Source organism: Pusillimonas noertemannii (assembly GCF_003096595.1).
Lineage (GTDB): Bacteria > Pseudomonadota > Gammaproteobacteria > Burkholderiales > Burkholderiaceae_B > Pusillimonas > Pusillimonas noertemannii.
Genome location: NZ_QEKO01000002.1, coordinates 217,759 through 232,593, shown reverse-complemented (window position 1 = coordinate 232,593; position 14,835 = coordinate 217,759). Strand labels below are relative to the sequence as shown.

Sequence of the window (14,835 nt, the reverse complement as noted above, 5' to 3'; positions counted from 1 at the left end):
CTTGCCTACCCAAGGACATATGCTGTCGGGGAAGCGGGGGCGTCCTTTGCTTTCCTGTCACGTTCCCACGCCGTTCTCGCCGTCAAGGGCGGCGCGCACGTGTGCGCTGGCGTCCTGCGGCCGTCGTTGACCCTATGACGGCTTGCGCTGCGGCGTGAGCCCTTCGGTTCCAGGCAATTTCCGCCTGATTCCGAACCGGAGGCAGTCATGCAGCAATATTCCCTTTCTCTCGATCTTGATGCGAACAACGCCGGCGCGCTGCTGATGCGCGATGCGGGCGGCGCGATGCGCCCGGCCAGCCGCCGCGAAATCCTGCGCGTGGCGCGCGAACTGGTCCAAGCGGACGAGCTGCGCGGGCAGTCGTTGACGGGGCCGGACGCGGTGCGCGATTTTCTGCGACTGCGCTTTAACACGGCGCTGGAGCATGAAGTGTGCGGCCTGATGCTGATCGACACCCAACACCGGCTGATTGACTACCTGGAGCCGTTTCGCGGCACGCTCGACCAGGCGGCCGTTTACCCTCGCGAGATCGTCAAGCTTGCGCTTTGGCATAACGCCAAGGCGGTGTTCCTGGTCCACAATCATCCCAGCGGGGCAGCCGAAGCCAGCGCGGCGGACATTCGCTTGACCCAACATCTGAAGCAGGCGCTGGCGCTCATCGACGTGCAACTGCTCGATCACTTCATCGTCGCCGGGCCGACCATCGTGTCGATGGCCGAAAAAGAGCTGGTATAGCCCGGCGTCCTCGGGAGGCTACTTGCCTCCCTTTTTTATTTGCCCTTGCTCGAACGACATGGCGTAAACGGCGTGAAGCGATGAACACCCGCCAGCGAGCCGCCTTGCGGTAAACCACAGCGGACAGTGACTCTCTGGCATCCAAAAGAAAAGCCGTGGGGCGGACGCCTGCGCGCGCCGGGCGGCGCTTGCCGTGGCATGTCCGGGGCGCTCGGTCCGTCAAGGGCCGCGACCGCCCCCCGTGTCCTCGCCTGTCGGCTACGGGCCGCGCCAGGGCCGTCCGCTTTTCCCCTTGACGGCGCACCCCCGCCGTGCCGGGTGGTTTTCATGGGCACGAAGGGCCACCCGGCCCTTCGTGCCCAGTTACCACTTCAAGGAGCATCATCATGAATACCGTCACCCCTTCCGAAATCGCCGCTGTGCAAACCGTGGCCGACCAGACCCTGAGCGATGAGGCCACGCAACAGGCGCAAGCCGTACTCGACAAGGCGCAGACCACGGCTGCCGAGGATGCCCCCGCCGTGCTGCGCTTTATCCCACTGTCGCGGCTGCGTATCTCCCGGCGCAACGTGCGCAAGACCCGCACCGACTCGCCGGAACAATTGGCCGAGAGCATTGCGCGGGTCGGTCTGCTGCAAAACCTGATCGTCATCGTGGACGGCGAGGATTACGGCGTCGTCGGCGGTCGCCGTCGCCTGCAAGCCTTGCGGCTGCTGGTCAAGCAAAAGCGCCTTTCCATGGATCAGATTATCCCTTGCTTGGAAGTGCCGGACGATAGCGCCGTCACCGTGAGCCTCACCGAAAACGTGCAGCGCGAAGCCATGCACCCGGCCGACCAGTTCGAAGCGTTTAAGGCGCTGGTAAACGAAGGCCGGCCCATCGAGGACATTGCCGCCGATTTCGGCGTGACACCCTTGGTGGTGCAGCGCCGCTTGAAGCTTGCCCGCGTCTCGCCGCGCCTGCTGGCCGATTACCGGGCCGATCAGGTTACGCTTGAGCAGTTGATGGCGCTCGCGATCACCGACGACCACACGGCCCAAGAAGCCGCCTACTACGAAGCGCCGCAGTGGGAGCGCGACGCCATCGCCTTGCGCCGCCGCCTGACCGATACCGAGGTGGACGCCTCGCGCAGCGCACTGACGCGGTTCGTCGGGATCGAGAACTACACGGCGGCAGGCGGCGGCCTTCGGCGCGACCTGTTTGCGGAGCAGGACAGCGGCGTGTACCTGACCGATGCGGGGTTGCTCAACCGGCTGGCCATGGCCAAGCTGGAAACCGTCACGGCCCAGATCAAGACCGAAGGATGGAAGTGGGTCGATGCCATGCCGACGCTGGGCTACAGCGAACTGTCTGCGTTTCGGCGGGCCGCGCAAGGTGAGCGTGAACCCACTGCGCGGGAGCGCAAGCGCATCGCCAAGCTCGAAGCCGAGCAGGCCCGCATCGAGGAGGCCTTGTTCGCCGCCGAAGAAGCCGAGGACGCCGCCGCCGCACCCCTCTACGAGCAAGGCGAACAAGTGGGGCAAGCCTTGGAAGCCCTCTATGCGTCCTTGCTGGCCTACGCGCCTGAAACGATGGCGCAGGCCGGAGCCATCGTGACGCTGGACCGCGACGGCGATCTGGTGGTGCATCGTGGACTGGTGCGCCCCGAGGACGCCAAGGCGGCGACGCAGGCGCAAAAAGCCGTCGCAGGCGGTGAGCACGACGGCACGGATGGCAATGCCGACGATGACAGCGCCGAGGGCAACGGCACCAAACCGGGCAAGACCGTCTCGGAAAAGCTGGCGCGTAACTTGAGCGCGCACCGCAGCGCCGCCTTGCAGCTTGAACTGGCGCGCAAACCCGATGTGACCTTGGTGGCGCTGACCCACCGGCTGGCCTTGCAGGTGTTTTATCGCGGGTACGGCGTTCAGAGTTTGGTGCAGATCGAAGCGCGGCAACAAGGCGATCTGTCGCGCCATGCGGCCAATCTGGAAGGCGGCAAAAGCGTGATCGAGTTCGATGCGCTGCGCAGCGCATGGCGTGAACGCCTGCCCGCCGAGGCCGAGGAATTGTTCGAGTCCTTGCTGGCCTACAAGCGGGCCGATCTGCTGGCGCTCCTGGCGGTATGCACGGCGGCGACCTTGGATGCCGTGACCAGCAGCGAGCACGACCGCCGCGCCGACCCACTGTCGCGGGCCGTCAAGCTGGACATGTCGGCGTATTGGGCAGCCAGCGCCGAGAACTACTTCGATCATGTCTCCAAGGGCCAGATACTGGATGCCTTCAAAGTGTTCAAACCGGGCGAGGTCAACCGGGTGGCCGGATACAAAAAAGCCGCGATGGCGGCCGAAGCCGGACAGTATGCCGTGGCCGCCAAATGGCTGCCTGCCATGTTGACCGTGGCGGATTGACGTATTCGGCGTAAGGCACCGCTCCCCACCTTACGCCGTGCTGCGCCCGTTGTTCTGGCAGACATGCCGGGCGGCGGGCGCTTTGCATGGCCCATCGAGGGCCAGTGCAAAACGCCGCGCCTCGGTTTGATCCGCAGCGGGTCAAAAAAGCGTACGATTAAATCCTATTTAATCATTTCGGAGCTGGTCATGCGATCCACACAACAGTTCAGCATTACCTTGCCCAACGAGATGGCGCAATTGGTGCGGGGCAAGGTCACGTCCGGCGAATACGCGACCGAGAGCGAAGTCATCCGCGATGGCCTGCGCACGCTGCTGGCCCGTGACAAGGCGGTCGAGGCATGGCTCAAAAACGAGGTCGCGCCTGCTTACGATGCCATCAAGGCGAATCCGAGCAGCGCGATCGCCGCGCCGGACGTGCGCAAGGCGCTGGCCGCCGAACAGAAAAAGGCGCTCAAGGCGCTCAAGGCGCGTTAATGGCCTACGTCCCGTCCGGGTCTGCGCATCACTCATCACAAGAAACGCACCATGATCGCGTTTGAGGTCAGCGGCGACGCCGTAGCCATATTGAACATTTTCTATGGCGACCAGGATGTGGAAGACGCCGTGCACGAAGACGAATAACCCGCGACGCCAAACGGCGGGCGCTTTGGGCTGATTATCGAGACCCTCCCAAAACGCCGCGCCCCGCCCCGATTACCCGAGGGCGTGGCGCGGAAACAATCTAAAAACCAGAGTGATTGCAGCCGCTGGCGCGAATCGCGCCATCAGGGTGTATCGCGGTCCTTCAATACGGCCTCCAGCTCCCGGCGTACCTGCGCCAGAAGCTGGTCTGTGTCGGCGGTGCGGGCGCCGGCATACGCCAGCGTCAGCAGCGTGAGCGGGTGAACGTCCATCACCTGGCACAGTTCGGCCAGTTTATTGAGCGTCGGGCTTTTCAGGTCTCGCTCCAGGGAACTCAGATAGGTGCGGCTGGACACGTCGGAGAACGCTTCCTGGCTCAGGCCGCGTGCCTTGCGAAGGGTCCGTAATGCTGCTGCGAGCGAAATCTGTTCCGACACCGAGGGTTTCCCTTGAGAAACCAAAATAACAACCGATTGCGCTCTATAGGGCTACAACCTATAGTGTTCATTTTTCTTTGATGAGATTTCTCTGCGTAATGTTGTCTTGCGCCTGGGTACGACGCAATGGGTTGCCGCGCCGCGCCTTCTCACCGACTCTGGCCCTTTGCGGCACGACGCCGAAGCGGAACGCCAATGGATGTGCCACCCCGGACCGTTGAACCTTTGGGCCAGCGCGCCGATTCGCCTCTTCATGATGCATCGGCGCCTTGTCGCTACGCGCGAACAGGCATTGACCTTGCCCTGCGACAGCGAACCAGCATAGGCCGAAATGCCGATATCGCGTCGAACGCACCCATGCCATGTTCCTTTGCGCATCGTCCCGCCCATCGCGGCCTTGTTTGGTGTGAATCCTGTCTTTGGCACGGCGGCTGGCGACCGCCTCGGGCTGATGCGGTGCAACCGTTCGGCGCAACGATTTTCCCCTGCGCGCGGCGCATTCCTCGCGAGGCAAAATCGCCGCGCCTGCCGGTCGTCCACGTTCGTTTCCGCCCCTGCGGGGTGCGCCGCGCCCGGCCTGCGACGATCGGATCACGACAAGGACGCGATGGGCGCGGACTTGCAACCTCAAAGGAGTTTCATCATGGCACTGATTGGCACATTCACCGCGCAAGACAACGGCTTTGCGGGCACGGTCCGCACCCTGACGCTCAACGTCAAGGTCAAGATCGTTGCTTCCGAGAAGGAAAGCGACAAGGCCCCAGACTACCGCATCGTGGCGGGCGCCTTCGAGATCGGCGCGGCATGGAAAAAGGTTTCCAGCAACGACCGGCCGTACCTGTCGGTCACGCTGGACGATCCGTCGTTTCCGGCGACGATCTACGCGCGCCTGGTCGAAAACGACGACGGCACGTACAGCCTGATCTGGTCGCGGCCCAAGGGCAGCTAAGCCCGCATCCTCGATGCGCCCGGTTAGCCGGGCGCTAGCACCAGCCCCGGCTTTCGTTTTCTATTGCGGGCCGGTTTTCGTGTGCCGGGCTAAAGGTCGTCAAGCCGTAAATCCGCAAATCCGTAGACCCGTAAATCCTTAGTTCCGCAGAATCGCCGATCCGTATCGGCGTAAAAGCGCTATTGCGTAAAGGCGTGAATACGCCTCTACGACAGCATGTCAATCCGTAAAAACGTATCGGCGGTTTTACGACGAGCAGGTGCTGCATCCGATGCATAAGCTATTCGCGTTCTCCCCGCATCCCCACGGACAGTGGCATACGTTGGCACGCGCCGCGCCGCCGTCAACCCCCGGCCCGCACCGGACCGTGTTGGGGGTGTGACCGCGTCGCCCGATGGCGCGCGCCCGGTTCGCCTCGCTCCGATGGGGAGCGTATTCAAGGAGAACCGTGATGCATGACTTTCTGCCCGACCATTTGCGCGAACAGCTGCTGGCCAATGGCCGCATTAGCCGCGAACGAGATCACGATCCGTATCCGGTCGTCAAATTCTTTACGCCCGACGCGGGCGCCACATGGCTGCTGACCGAGATCGATCCGGACAATCCGGAGCTGGCTTTCGGTTTATGCGATTTGGGCCTGGGTAGCCCGGAGCTGGGCTATGTGAGCCTGACCGAGCTGCAAGGCGTGCGGGGCCGTCTGGGCCTAGCGGTCGAGCGCGACGCGCATTTCGTGGCCGGGTATCCCTTAAGCCACTACGCGCGGCTGGCCCGCGCCGCGCAGCGCATCGTGACTTGATCGCGTGTGTTTTGCGCCGCCCACGCGGGCGGCGCTTATCCCATCTCTTCCCACACGAGGCGATCTATGAATCGTGCGTTGCGGATATTGTCTTGGACGGCATCTTGATCCGGCCGATATTCTAGAAAGTTGACGTCTTGCCGGCACGCCGTCGTTGACGGGTCGGTTTGCTCCATGTGCTCGGGGCCGCGTCAGCCGTTTTTAGGCAAACGCCTCGCAGGCGCGTTGCCTCGCTCTCTCCACTCTCCCGCACGCCAGCCGGGTAACCGCTCGTATCTGGCGTGACGAAGCCTTGCGCACCATGCGGGGTCGGGGGTGTTGTAACTTCCACGAGGAGCGAGGTAATGCAATCTCACAATGCGGCCGGCCTGTGGCGCGTCACGGCGGCCTATTTATACGTTGCGCATCTGGACGGGCCAGGATTGGCCTGGGAGTATTTGCGCCGCCATCCCGAGTACCGCAGGGATTGGTGTGCGCGCCATAGTTCGTCGGCGGGCGATCTCACGTGTTGGGGGCTCATGCAGTGGGAGGACCCCGCTCATAACGCCGGCTGCGCGCAGCCGGTCTGGATGCCGCAATGGCTGCCGACGCCTTGCATCGTGGGGGCCGAGGACACCGCGACGCCGCAGGGGCGTGCGTTTCGTCTCTGGGATATTCCGGGCCGCAAAGCGCTGATCGCAACCGGCAAAGGTTTTGCCCTGCAGGTCAGGCAAGGCCAGCGACGGCTGCACGCACGGCTGGATGCCGGCGCATTGGCCGGGCGGCCCTGCACTTGCATCGTGCCGTTCGATGTTGAACAGCGTGGCCGGTGGCGGGAGCTTCACGCGTTGACGCTGAGTTTGGCGGGGCAGGAAGCGCGATCGTCCGATGCGCTGCGATCACGGCTGCGCGCGGATCGCGCCAGGGCCTATCGCGCCGCCACGCTGCATCTGCGCGCTATTCAGGCGTTAGATGGTTTGCATGCGGGCGCATCGCAGCGCCAGATCGGCGAGGCGTTGTTCGGCGAGCGGGCCGTGCGCGAACACTGGCATGCCGACAGCCTGCTGCGCGCCCGAGTGCGACACACGCTTTTGCGCGGACAATTCTTCATGCGCGGCGGTTACCGGCAGTTGCTTGGCCTGCGCCACGCTTAGATGACGCTCACGGAGACGAAGGGCGCGGCCCGTTCGCCTCCCTTCCCGAGTATCCCGGGTTTGCGCAGACTGTCCCCAATCGGCCCCGCTTTGGCGGCCGACGCCACTCATCGAAGGAGACCGTCATGGCACTCGCTTACGCAACGCATCCGACGCTGGCCGCACAGGAGCGCACCGCGCCCACCCAGATTGCCGCACCGTCGGCGCGCTATCTTACCAATGACGAGGCCGGCGCGTACCTGCGGCTGTCGCCGCGCACGCTGGAGAAAATGCGCGTCATCGGCGGCGGGCCGCGCTTTCGCAAATTCGGGCGCCGCGTGATGTACGCCATCGTGGATCTGGATGCTTGGGCGGACAGCCAGGCCTACGGCATGACCTCCGATCCGGACTATCTCGATCGCCGCGCGCACCGCTGAACCGTTGCCGTTGAATCGGATAGGGTACCAGTATGGTGCGGCGCGACCCGGCATCGAGCGAACGCGAGCAGCTCGCGCTATTTCGCGCACTGCCCGGCGATATGCGTCCGCGCGATGCGCAGGACCTGATGGCGTATCCGTTTTTCTCGCTGGCCAAGACGCGGCGCACGCGGCCCATCGCCTTCGAGGCCGGTGCCGTGCGTATCCAGGTCGAAGGCGTGCCCGAACACGGCATCGCCACGATCTGGGATGCCGACGTGCTGATCTGGGCCGCTAGCCAAATCGTCGCCGCGCGCGACCAGGGCCTGCCGACTTCACGCCTCATGGCCGTGGCGCCGCGCGAAATCCTCACCTTCACGGGCCGCGGGACCGCGCAGGACGACTACCGGCGCCTGCGTGCCGCGCTGGACCGGCTGCAGTCGACCACCGTGGCCACCACCTTGCGCCAGGGCGCGAGCAAACGCCAGCACCGCTTCTCGTGGATCAACGAATGGAAGGAGACGGTGCGGCCCGATGGCCGCGCGGCCGGTCTCGAGCTCATTCTGCCCGATTGGTTTTATGGCGGCGTGCTCTCGGACGCCCTAGTGCTGGGCATCGACCCTCGGTATTTCCAGCTCACGGGCGGCATCGAGCGTTGGCTGTACCGGCTGGTGCGCAAGCACGGCGGGCGCCAGCGTGCCGGCTGGCGGTTCGAGCTGCGCCACTTGTACGCCAAATCCGGCAGCCTGGCACGCTACTCCGACTTTGCGCTGGACGTGCGCCGTCTCGCGCTGCGCCAGGCGCTGCCCGGCTATCAGTTGCGCGTCGCGCGTACGGGCGGCGGCGAGTGGCTGCAATTTCATCGGCAACCCGGCGCACCGCCATGTTAGTGAGGCCAAGATGTGGATAACTTGTGGACAAAGCTGTGAATATCCTGTGGATGGGCACGGGGTTTCGGGCGCGTGCGATACGGGGTTTCAGGCGCAAAATGCACGGGGTTTTAGGCGCAAGAACCCCTGGAAAGCCGCGCCAATATTGGCCGTGCGGGGCGCTTCTAACTCTTTAACTAAAAGACTAACTAAGATTAAAGGCGCGCACGGTCCTGGTCAAAAAATGTCCAGCGGCATTTGCGAGACCGAAAAAAGCGGTCGGCAAGCGGACCGTTTTGCCGCCTCGCTCGGCGTGCTTGACGCCGGCCTCGATGAACCCCGATCCGGCAAGGTGATCGCCGTGTTGAACCAGAAGGGCGGCGTGGGAAAAACCACGCTGGCTACGCATCTGGCGGCGGAGCTGGCCTTGGATGGCCGTCGCGTGGTGCTCATCGATGCGGACCCGCAGGGTTCAGCCTCGGACTGGGCGCAGCGCCGCGCCGAGAACGGCCACAATCGGCTGTACGGAATCTTTGGGCTGGCGCGCGAGTCCTTGCATGTCGAGATCCCCGACATCGCGCTGGCGGCCGATTTCGTGGTGATCGACGGGCCGCCACGCGTGGCCTCGATTGCCCGTTCGGCCATGCTGGCGGCGGACCTGGCGCTGGTTCCGGTGCAGCCCTCGGCGTATGACGTGTGGGCCAGCCAGGAAATGGTCAAGCTCATCGAAGAGGCGCGTATCTACAAGCCGCAGTTGCGCGCCGCGTTCGTGGTCAATCGCCGTGTCGTGGGCACCGTGATCGGGCGCGAGGCACGCGCTGCCCTGGCCGACCAGCCGCTGCCCACGCTGGCTGCCGAGGTGTCGCAGCGCATCGCGTTTGCCGACAGCGTGGCGGCCGGCTCGCTGGTGCGCGAGCGCGACGCCGATGGGTCGGCCGCACGCGAGATCGCGCGGCTGGCCGCTCAAGTGTGCGAGGCATTGCGATGAGCGCCGCGCGGCCCCGTCCCGCCATTGGCCGGCGTCCGTCGGGCGGCGCGGCTGCGTCCTGGGTGCGTCAGGGAAGCGCCCAAACGGACGCATCGCCGTTTACGGCGCGGCTCACCATCGACGTGACGCCGGCGCTGCGCGGGCGCATTAAAGTGGCCGCTTTCCGGCGGGGCGTCACGGCTGTCGCCATGCTGCGCGAGCTGTTGGAGCGCGAGTTTCCGAAGGATGCGCCATGAATCCATTTATCGGCGCCGCCGATAGCGCATTGCGCGCTGCGCCCATGCGCGTGACGCTCGCTACGATCGGCAGGCGCGTGAACATCTGGCTGCGCTTTGGCGCACCGCAGCGCATCGTCCGCCAGGACGCGTACCGGCGCGTGGCCGTGTTCCAGCCCGGCGCGGTGTGCTGCCGCGTGCGCTGGGCCGCCAACGAGTACGGCACGGTCATGTGGCAGCTCATGGTGATGCAGGCGGGCTTGCCCGGTGAAGGTATTCAGCGCGTCGCGGGCGTGTCGCCCGGCGCGCGCATTTTGCTGCGCGCCGAGGGCGAGCGCCGCATCAAGGCCGTGCTTTCGGCCATTGATGCGATCGAGGCCGCCGGCATACCGCCCGTGCGGGTGTCCACCGCCTATTGGCGCACCGTCGATAACCGGCTCGCGGCGCGGCTGGCGCTGCCGGCTTACACGGCCGAGCGTCATGCCGCGCATTGTGCGCGCAGCGCCTTAGGAGCATGACGCCATGACGACATCTTTGCTAAATCCGGGGCGATCGTGTTTCATTCTGGGCGGCATGGCGCTCGGCCTGGCCGCGCTCTTTGCGCCAGTCTTGGCAATGGCTCCGTTGCGTGTCGTCTTCAATGTCAGCGACAGCGCCCCGCGCGGCTTTTATGCGGTTTCCGCGCAGCCGATTCGGCGCGGCGATTACATCGTCACGCGCCTGCCGGCCGACATTGTGGCGTTCGCCGCCGAGCGGCGCTACCTGCCAGGCAATGTGCCGCTGTTAAAGCGCGTGGCCGCCGCATATGGGGATCATGTCTGCGTGCGAAGCGGCGCAGTCGGAATTAACGGGCGAGTCGTGGCAAGCACGCTCGCGCGCGACAGCCGAGGCCGTCCGCTTGCCGCATGGCCGGGCTGCCGGCTGCTCAGGGAAAACGAATTGTTCTTGCTGGCCGGCGAGCATCGGGCGTCGTTCGACAGCCGCTACTTTGGGCCGATCGTTCGCGCGGCGGCCTACGGCCGGGCCGCGCCGTTATGGGTGTGGGGTCCGTCATGAGATTGGTGTGCCACCACGCACGGAACCTGCTGGTTGCTTTGCCGTCCGCTGAGCATACCCAATGCGCGTTGTCCGCCATTGGCGTGACCTCGGTTTTGCCGTCAACCGTGCAGATTGCTTGTCCGGCGCCTGGCGTGCCGGCGACGCCAGGCTTGCCCGGTCTTCGACCTTTGCGCCGGCGTGTCGGCCTGGGCAGCCCACGGCCAGCTGGCGAACGAGTAGCCCGTTTGAGGCGAATCGAAAGCGGGGGCAAGATAAAAGGACCAGCACGGGGTGGATCGCAAAGCCTCGTCTGCACGGGTGGGGAGACGGCACCGCGTGAAAGCGCGCCTGTGCCGTCCGTTGGCGAGATTGCGCATGGCGGCTATGTTTGCCGGGTGCCGTCTGCGCCGTGCTGCGCTGAGCTTGTCGGAGACCTTCGTCATGGCGCGAGGTGAGGAAGATCGTTTCCGGCCGCGTCCTGCGCCGCCAAAGCATGACCGCAGCGCCGGCGGTGAGCGCTACGTTGCCAAGGTGCTGCGCCAGGTGTCGCGCTCAGGGCCGACCTGGGCCGGGGCCGCGTCTCCGCGGAGCGGCGCGAACTTTGGGCGCGGGCGGGTCGCGGCGCGGTTTGCGCCGGCTGAGCCTTCGCCACGCATGCGGCGCGTGGTCATCAAATCCCGATTTGTGAAGGTCATGCCAGGCGGCGACGGTATTGGCCGCCACTTGCGCTACATATGCCGCGATGGCGTCACGCGTGAAGGCCAGGCGGGCCGCGCTTACGGCGCGGACACGGAGGACGCCGATACGCGGGCGTTCGAGGCGCGCAGCCGGAATGATCGGCATCAATTCCGCTTCATCGTCTCGCCCGAGGATGCGCAGGAACTGGGCGACCTGAAAGCCTACACCCGCGCCTTGATGGCGCGGATGGCGGTGGACCTGGAAACACGGCTAGATTGGGTGGCCGTCGATCACTGGGACACCGACAATCCGCACACCCATATCGTGCTGCGCGGTCGGGCCGACAACGGGCAGGACCTGGTGATCGCGCCCGACTACATGAGCCACGGGATGCGTGTACGTGCCGCCGACATCGCGACCGAATGGCTCGGGCCCAGGACGCAGCGCGAAATTGCACACAGCCTGACCCGCGAGATCGAGCAGAAGCGCTATACCACCCTGGATAGAAACTTGATGCGCCAAGCCGTCGTCGATGTGGTCGATGCCCGCGAGCTGCGCGGTGATCTGCCGTATCAGGCCATGTTGCGCGCTCGGTTGCAACGCTTATCGGGTCTGGGGCTGGCGACCCGGCTAGATCCCAACCGCTGGCAACTTGATGGGCGGCTGGAAGCGACGCTGCGCGGCCTGGGCGATCGGAGCGACATTATCCGCACGCTGCACCGGGCGATGCGCGGCCAGGCACGCGAATTCGTGATTCATGCACCCGAGCGCGAATCAGCGTCCGTCATCGGCAGAATTGCCGCTAAAGGGCTGGCCGACGAACTGCACGATACCGGCTACCTGATCGTCGATGGTGTGGACGGGCGGGCGCACTATATAGGGCTGCCGTTCCAAACGGATATCGCCGACTATCCCGCCGGCGGCATCGTGGAGATTCGACCGATCCAGGACAGCGCTGCGGATTGCAACATCGCGGCGGTTGCACGCGATGGCCTGTACCGGACGACCGATCATCTGACGAGCGTCAAAGGCCGCGACAGCGACCCCGAACGCATCGTCCAGTCCCACGTCAGAAGGCTGGAAGCCTTGCGGCGCGCCGGTATCGTGCAGCGGGTGGCCGAGGGGGCTTGGAAAATTCCCGATGACTTGCGTGAGCGCGGACGCGCCTTTGACTTGCAGCGCACAGGCGGCGTGGCTGTGGCCTTGCGCACACATCTGCCGCTCGCGCGGCAAACGCGGGCTTTGGGGGCGACATGGCTGGATACGCAGTTGATCGGCGAGGGACGGGATCTGGCGGCAACAGGCTTTGGTGCGCAGGTGCGCGAGGCGATGCAGGCACGCGGTGCGTATCTTGAAACGCAAGGGCTCGCTCAGCGTCGGGGTGAGCGGTTCGTATTGGCTAGGGACCTGTTGCGCACCCTGCGCACGCGCGAGCTCGATGCGGCCGCAAAGACCATCACATCCGACACCGGGCTGGTTTATCGACCTTTGGGCGAGCGCGGCACGGCATCGGGCATCTACCGGCGCTCGATCATGGTGGCCAGTGGCCGCTATGCCGTGCTTGAGCAGGGCCCGAGCTTTACGCTCGTGCCGTGGCGTCCCGTGATTGAGCAGCGCCTGGGACAATCTCTGGCGGTGTCGATTCAGGCGGGGCGGGCGACATGGAGCATCGGGCGTTCACGGTCTTTATCCCGGTGATTCCAGTGCCCGGCACGAAACAATTTGCCTCGGCCAGGAAAGTTAAAGGATAATGGAACGATTCCCATTTAGATTATCGATTCGTTCGCATGTCCCGCCGCTCCTCACCGCCCAAAGGATGGCTCGCGCATTACCGCGAGCTGATGGGCGTGTGGGCGCAGCGTAATTCCGCGCCCCGCGACGCGGAGGATGCGGCGCATGATGTCGTGGTCAATCTGCTCAAGAATGGCGATGCGGCCGTATTGGATCAAAAAGCCTACCTGTATGGGGCCAGCCAGAACCGCTTGGCCGGCGAGTTCCGGCGCCAGCGCAGGAACGAGACAGTCAGCCTGGATGCGCTGGCCGAAGAAGACCATCCTTTGCTTCACGATCCCGAGTCGGCCATTCGCACGGCGCAATTGATGCAGGCGCTTAAACTTGCTTTGTCGGAGTTGCCTTTGAAGAGCCAGCAGGTGTTTCTGTGGAATAAAATCGAAGGCTATACCCAGGAGGAAATCGCGCAGAAACTGGGCCTGACGCAAAGCATGGTCGAGAAACACATGAAGCGCGCCTTGCGCCATATACAAGATAAGTTACAAAGTTATGCCCCACATTGATTCCGGTATTTTTGCGTGCCAAGCGTCTTATAGATGAGGGATATTGTTTTTATCACCCTTTAAGCTGGACACACGCCACGCGCAATGACCGAACTTGACGACCTGAACCCTCCTACGACACCGCGCGACCAGGCCCTGCATTGGTTTACGAAGTCGCGCCTGGGGACGCTCTCTTCCCAGGAGCAGCGCGAGTGCGAGGCGTGGCGGGCGGCTAGTCCCGAGAACGACCGCGAATACCGCTCGCTGGAAAGCCTTTGGAGGATCGCCGACCAGCTGCCCCAGGAGGAAATGCGGGCGATCATGGACCAGACGCGGGAAGACGCTCCTGCCTTTTATCGGCGCCGGCGTTTCATGATCGGCGCGGGCGCCGCCTGTAGCGCGGCGCTGGTGGCTGGCGTCGTCGGAAACCACCTCTGGCAGGGCACGCCGGAATTTACGAGGCAGTTTCTCACCGCCCGAGGCGAGCGCAGGCAATTCGACTTGCCGGACGGCTCCGTTCTGGACTTGAACACTGCTACGCAGGTTACGGTCGCCTTTTTTGAGAACCGTCGCGTGGTCGAGCTTGCCTCAGGCGAAGCGCTGTTCTCGGTCAGCCCGGACGCCAGCCGGCCGTTTACGGTAGGCGCTGGCCGCGCTGAAGTGCTGGTTACCGGTACACGATTCAATGTGCGCCGCGATGACGATGCCGTGACGGTGGCCGTCGAGGAGGGCACGGTGGAGTTTTCGGCCGGCCCTTGGTGGAGGCGTCAAACGGCGCGCCTGACGGCGGGCTACGTGTCCGGAACCTCGACGGATCATGCCTTGGTGACGCCATATCAGGATGACGTTGCGGCCTTGGTCGCTTGGCAGCGTGGGCGTTTGGTGTTTAGGGATCAGCCGCTCTCCGAAGTGGTTTCCGAATTGAACCGCTATCTTGCTCGACCGCTGCAGCTGAATGATGGGCGGGTTGGCCGGATACGCATATCGGGCACGGTTGGCATTGATGTGCCCGAATCGGTCCTGGACGTATTGCCCGAAATCGCGCCTGTTGTGGTGCTGCGCCGTGAGGACGGTGGCGCGATGCTTGCGGCCTCTCGCTAATACTGTTTCTGTATTCCTCTGAATAGTGATTTGGACGGCTCTCAATGGGCGGTTGAAACGCGTCCTTAATTAATGTTGTTTAGTCTAAGATACATTTAGTATCAATTTAATAATGAAAATCATTCCGGAAAATTTCTGTCCCTGGCGTCGTTATTAGTGAAGGGGAAGGTTTTAGCGCGGTACAGCGTAGTCCCCGGGAAGCAACCTTTGGCCA

General features: G+C 64.2%; 16 protein-coding genes. 15 read left to right on the top strand and 1 reads right to left on the bottom strand.

The annotated features are described in order from the left end of the window. Positions 1-207: 207 nt before the first annotated feature. From C7440_RS08130 to C7440_RS08120, 3 genes are all read left to right on the top strand, one after another. Positions 208-735, top strand: a complete 528-nt coding sequence (locus tag C7440_RS08130) for a JAB domain-containing protein (RefSeq protein WP_116518125.1) — start codon at positions 208-210, stop codon at positions 733-735. A gap of 386 nt (positions 736-1,121) precedes the next feature. Next, complete coding sequence (locus C7440_RS08125) at positions 1,122-3,125, top strand: ParB/RepB/Spo0J family partition protein (RefSeq protein ID WP_116518124.1); 2,004 nt, start codon at positions 1,122-1,124, stop codon at positions 3,123-3,125. 189 nt (positions 3,126-3,314) lie between these two features. Continuing rightward, positions 3,315-3,602 (top strand): ribbon-helix-helix domain-containing protein, encoded by a 288-nt coding sequence (locus C7440_RS08120; protein WP_116518570.1) that lies wholly within the window; start codon positions 3,315-3,317, stop codon positions 3,600-3,602. A gap of 290 nt (positions 3,603-3,892) precedes the next feature. On the opposite strand, the gene C7440_RS08115 is transcribed toward C7440_RS08120, so the two are convergent. Beyond that, the gene (locus tag C7440_RS08115; RefSeq protein WP_116518123.1) at positions 3,893-4,186 is read right to left on the bottom strand and encodes a helix-turn-helix domain-containing protein; all 294 of its coding nucleotides are present in this window, start codon (positions 4,184-4,186) and stop codon (positions 3,893-3,895) included. A gap of 643 nt (positions 4,187-4,829) precedes the next feature. Between C7440_RS08115 and C7440_RS08110 the strand changes: the two genes are divergently transcribed. The 12 genes from C7440_RS08110 (at position 4,830) to C7440_RS08055 (ending at position 14,621) form a co-directional block, all read left to right on the top strand. After that, positions 4,830-5,135 (top strand): DUF736 domain-containing protein, encoded by a 306-nt coding sequence (locus tag C7440_RS08110; RefSeq protein WP_116518122.1) that lies wholly within the window; start codon positions 4,830-4,832, stop codon positions 5,133-5,135. Between the two features lie 451 nt (positions 5,136-5,586). Further along, positions 5,587-5,931, top strand: a complete 345-nt coding sequence (locus C7440_RS08105) for a DUF2958 domain-containing protein (protein ID WP_116518121.1) — start codon at positions 5,587-5,589, stop codon at positions 5,929-5,931. A 344-nt stretch (positions 5,932-6,275) separates the two neighbouring features. After that, positions 6,276-7,064, top strand: a complete 789-nt coding sequence (locus tag C7440_RS08100; protein WP_116518120.1) for a DUF2285 domain-containing protein — start codon at positions 6,276-6,278, stop codon at positions 7,062-7,064. 125 nt (positions 7,065-7,189) lie between these two features. Beyond that, entirely contained in the window at positions 7,190-7,480 is a 291-nt protein-coding gene (locus C7440_RS08095; RefSeq protein WP_116518119.1) for a helix-turn-helix transcriptional regulator, read from the top strand. Between the two features lie 32 nt (positions 7,481-7,512). Further along, complete coding sequence (locus C7440_RS08090) at positions 7,513-8,349, top strand: replication initiator protein A (protein ID WP_116518118.1); 837 nt, start codon at positions 7,513-7,515, stop codon at positions 8,347-8,349. A 223-nt stretch (positions 8,350-8,572) separates the two neighbouring features. Next, positions 8,573-9,316, top strand: a complete 744-nt coding sequence (parA, locus tag C7440_RS08085) for a ParA family partition ATPase (protein WP_116518117.1) — start codon at positions 8,573-8,575, stop codon at positions 9,314-9,316. Next, positions 9,313-9,552, top strand: a complete 240-nt coding sequence (locus C7440_RS08080; protein ID WP_116518116.1) for a chromosome partitioning protein ParB — start codon at positions 9,313-9,315, stop codon at positions 9,550-9,552. Before parA ends, C7440_RS08080 begins: the two co-directional genes overlap by 4 nt. Beyond that, the gene (locus C7440_RS08075) at positions 9,549-10,049 is read left to right on the top strand and encodes a DUF2840 domain-containing protein (protein WP_165832500.1); all 501 of its coding nucleotides are present in this window, start codon (positions 9,549-9,551) and stop codon (positions 10,047-10,049) included. Before C7440_RS08080 ends, C7440_RS08075 begins: the two co-directional genes overlap by 4 nt. Before the next feature lie 4 nt (positions 10,050-10,053). Next, complete coding sequence (locus tag C7440_RS08070) at positions 10,054-10,587, top strand: S26 family signal peptidase (protein ID WP_116518115.1); 534 nt, start codon at positions 10,054-10,056, stop codon at positions 10,585-10,587. A gap of 357 nt (positions 10,588-10,944) precedes the next feature. Further along, positions 10,945-12,945 (top strand): DUF3363 domain-containing protein, encoded by a 2,001-nt coding sequence (locus tag C7440_RS08065; protein WP_425327362.1) that lies wholly within the window; start codon positions 10,945-10,947, stop codon positions 12,943-12,945. Positions 12,946-13,034: 89 nt separating this feature from the next. Further along, positions 13,035-13,541: an RNA polymerase sigma factor gene (locus C7440_RS08060; protein ID WP_116518114.1), complete on the top strand. Its 507-nt coding sequence runs from the start codon at positions 13,035-13,037 to the stop codon at positions 13,539-13,541. 84 nt (positions 13,542-13,625) lie between these two features. Then, positions 13,626-14,621 carry a FecR family protein gene (locus C7440_RS08055; RefSeq protein WP_116518113.1) on the top strand — a complete coding sequence of 332 codons (996 nt, stop codon included), beginning with the start codon at positions 13,626-13,628 and terminating at the stop codon, positions 14,619-14,621. The last annotated feature ends 214 nt before the right edge of the window (positions 14,622-14,835 follow it).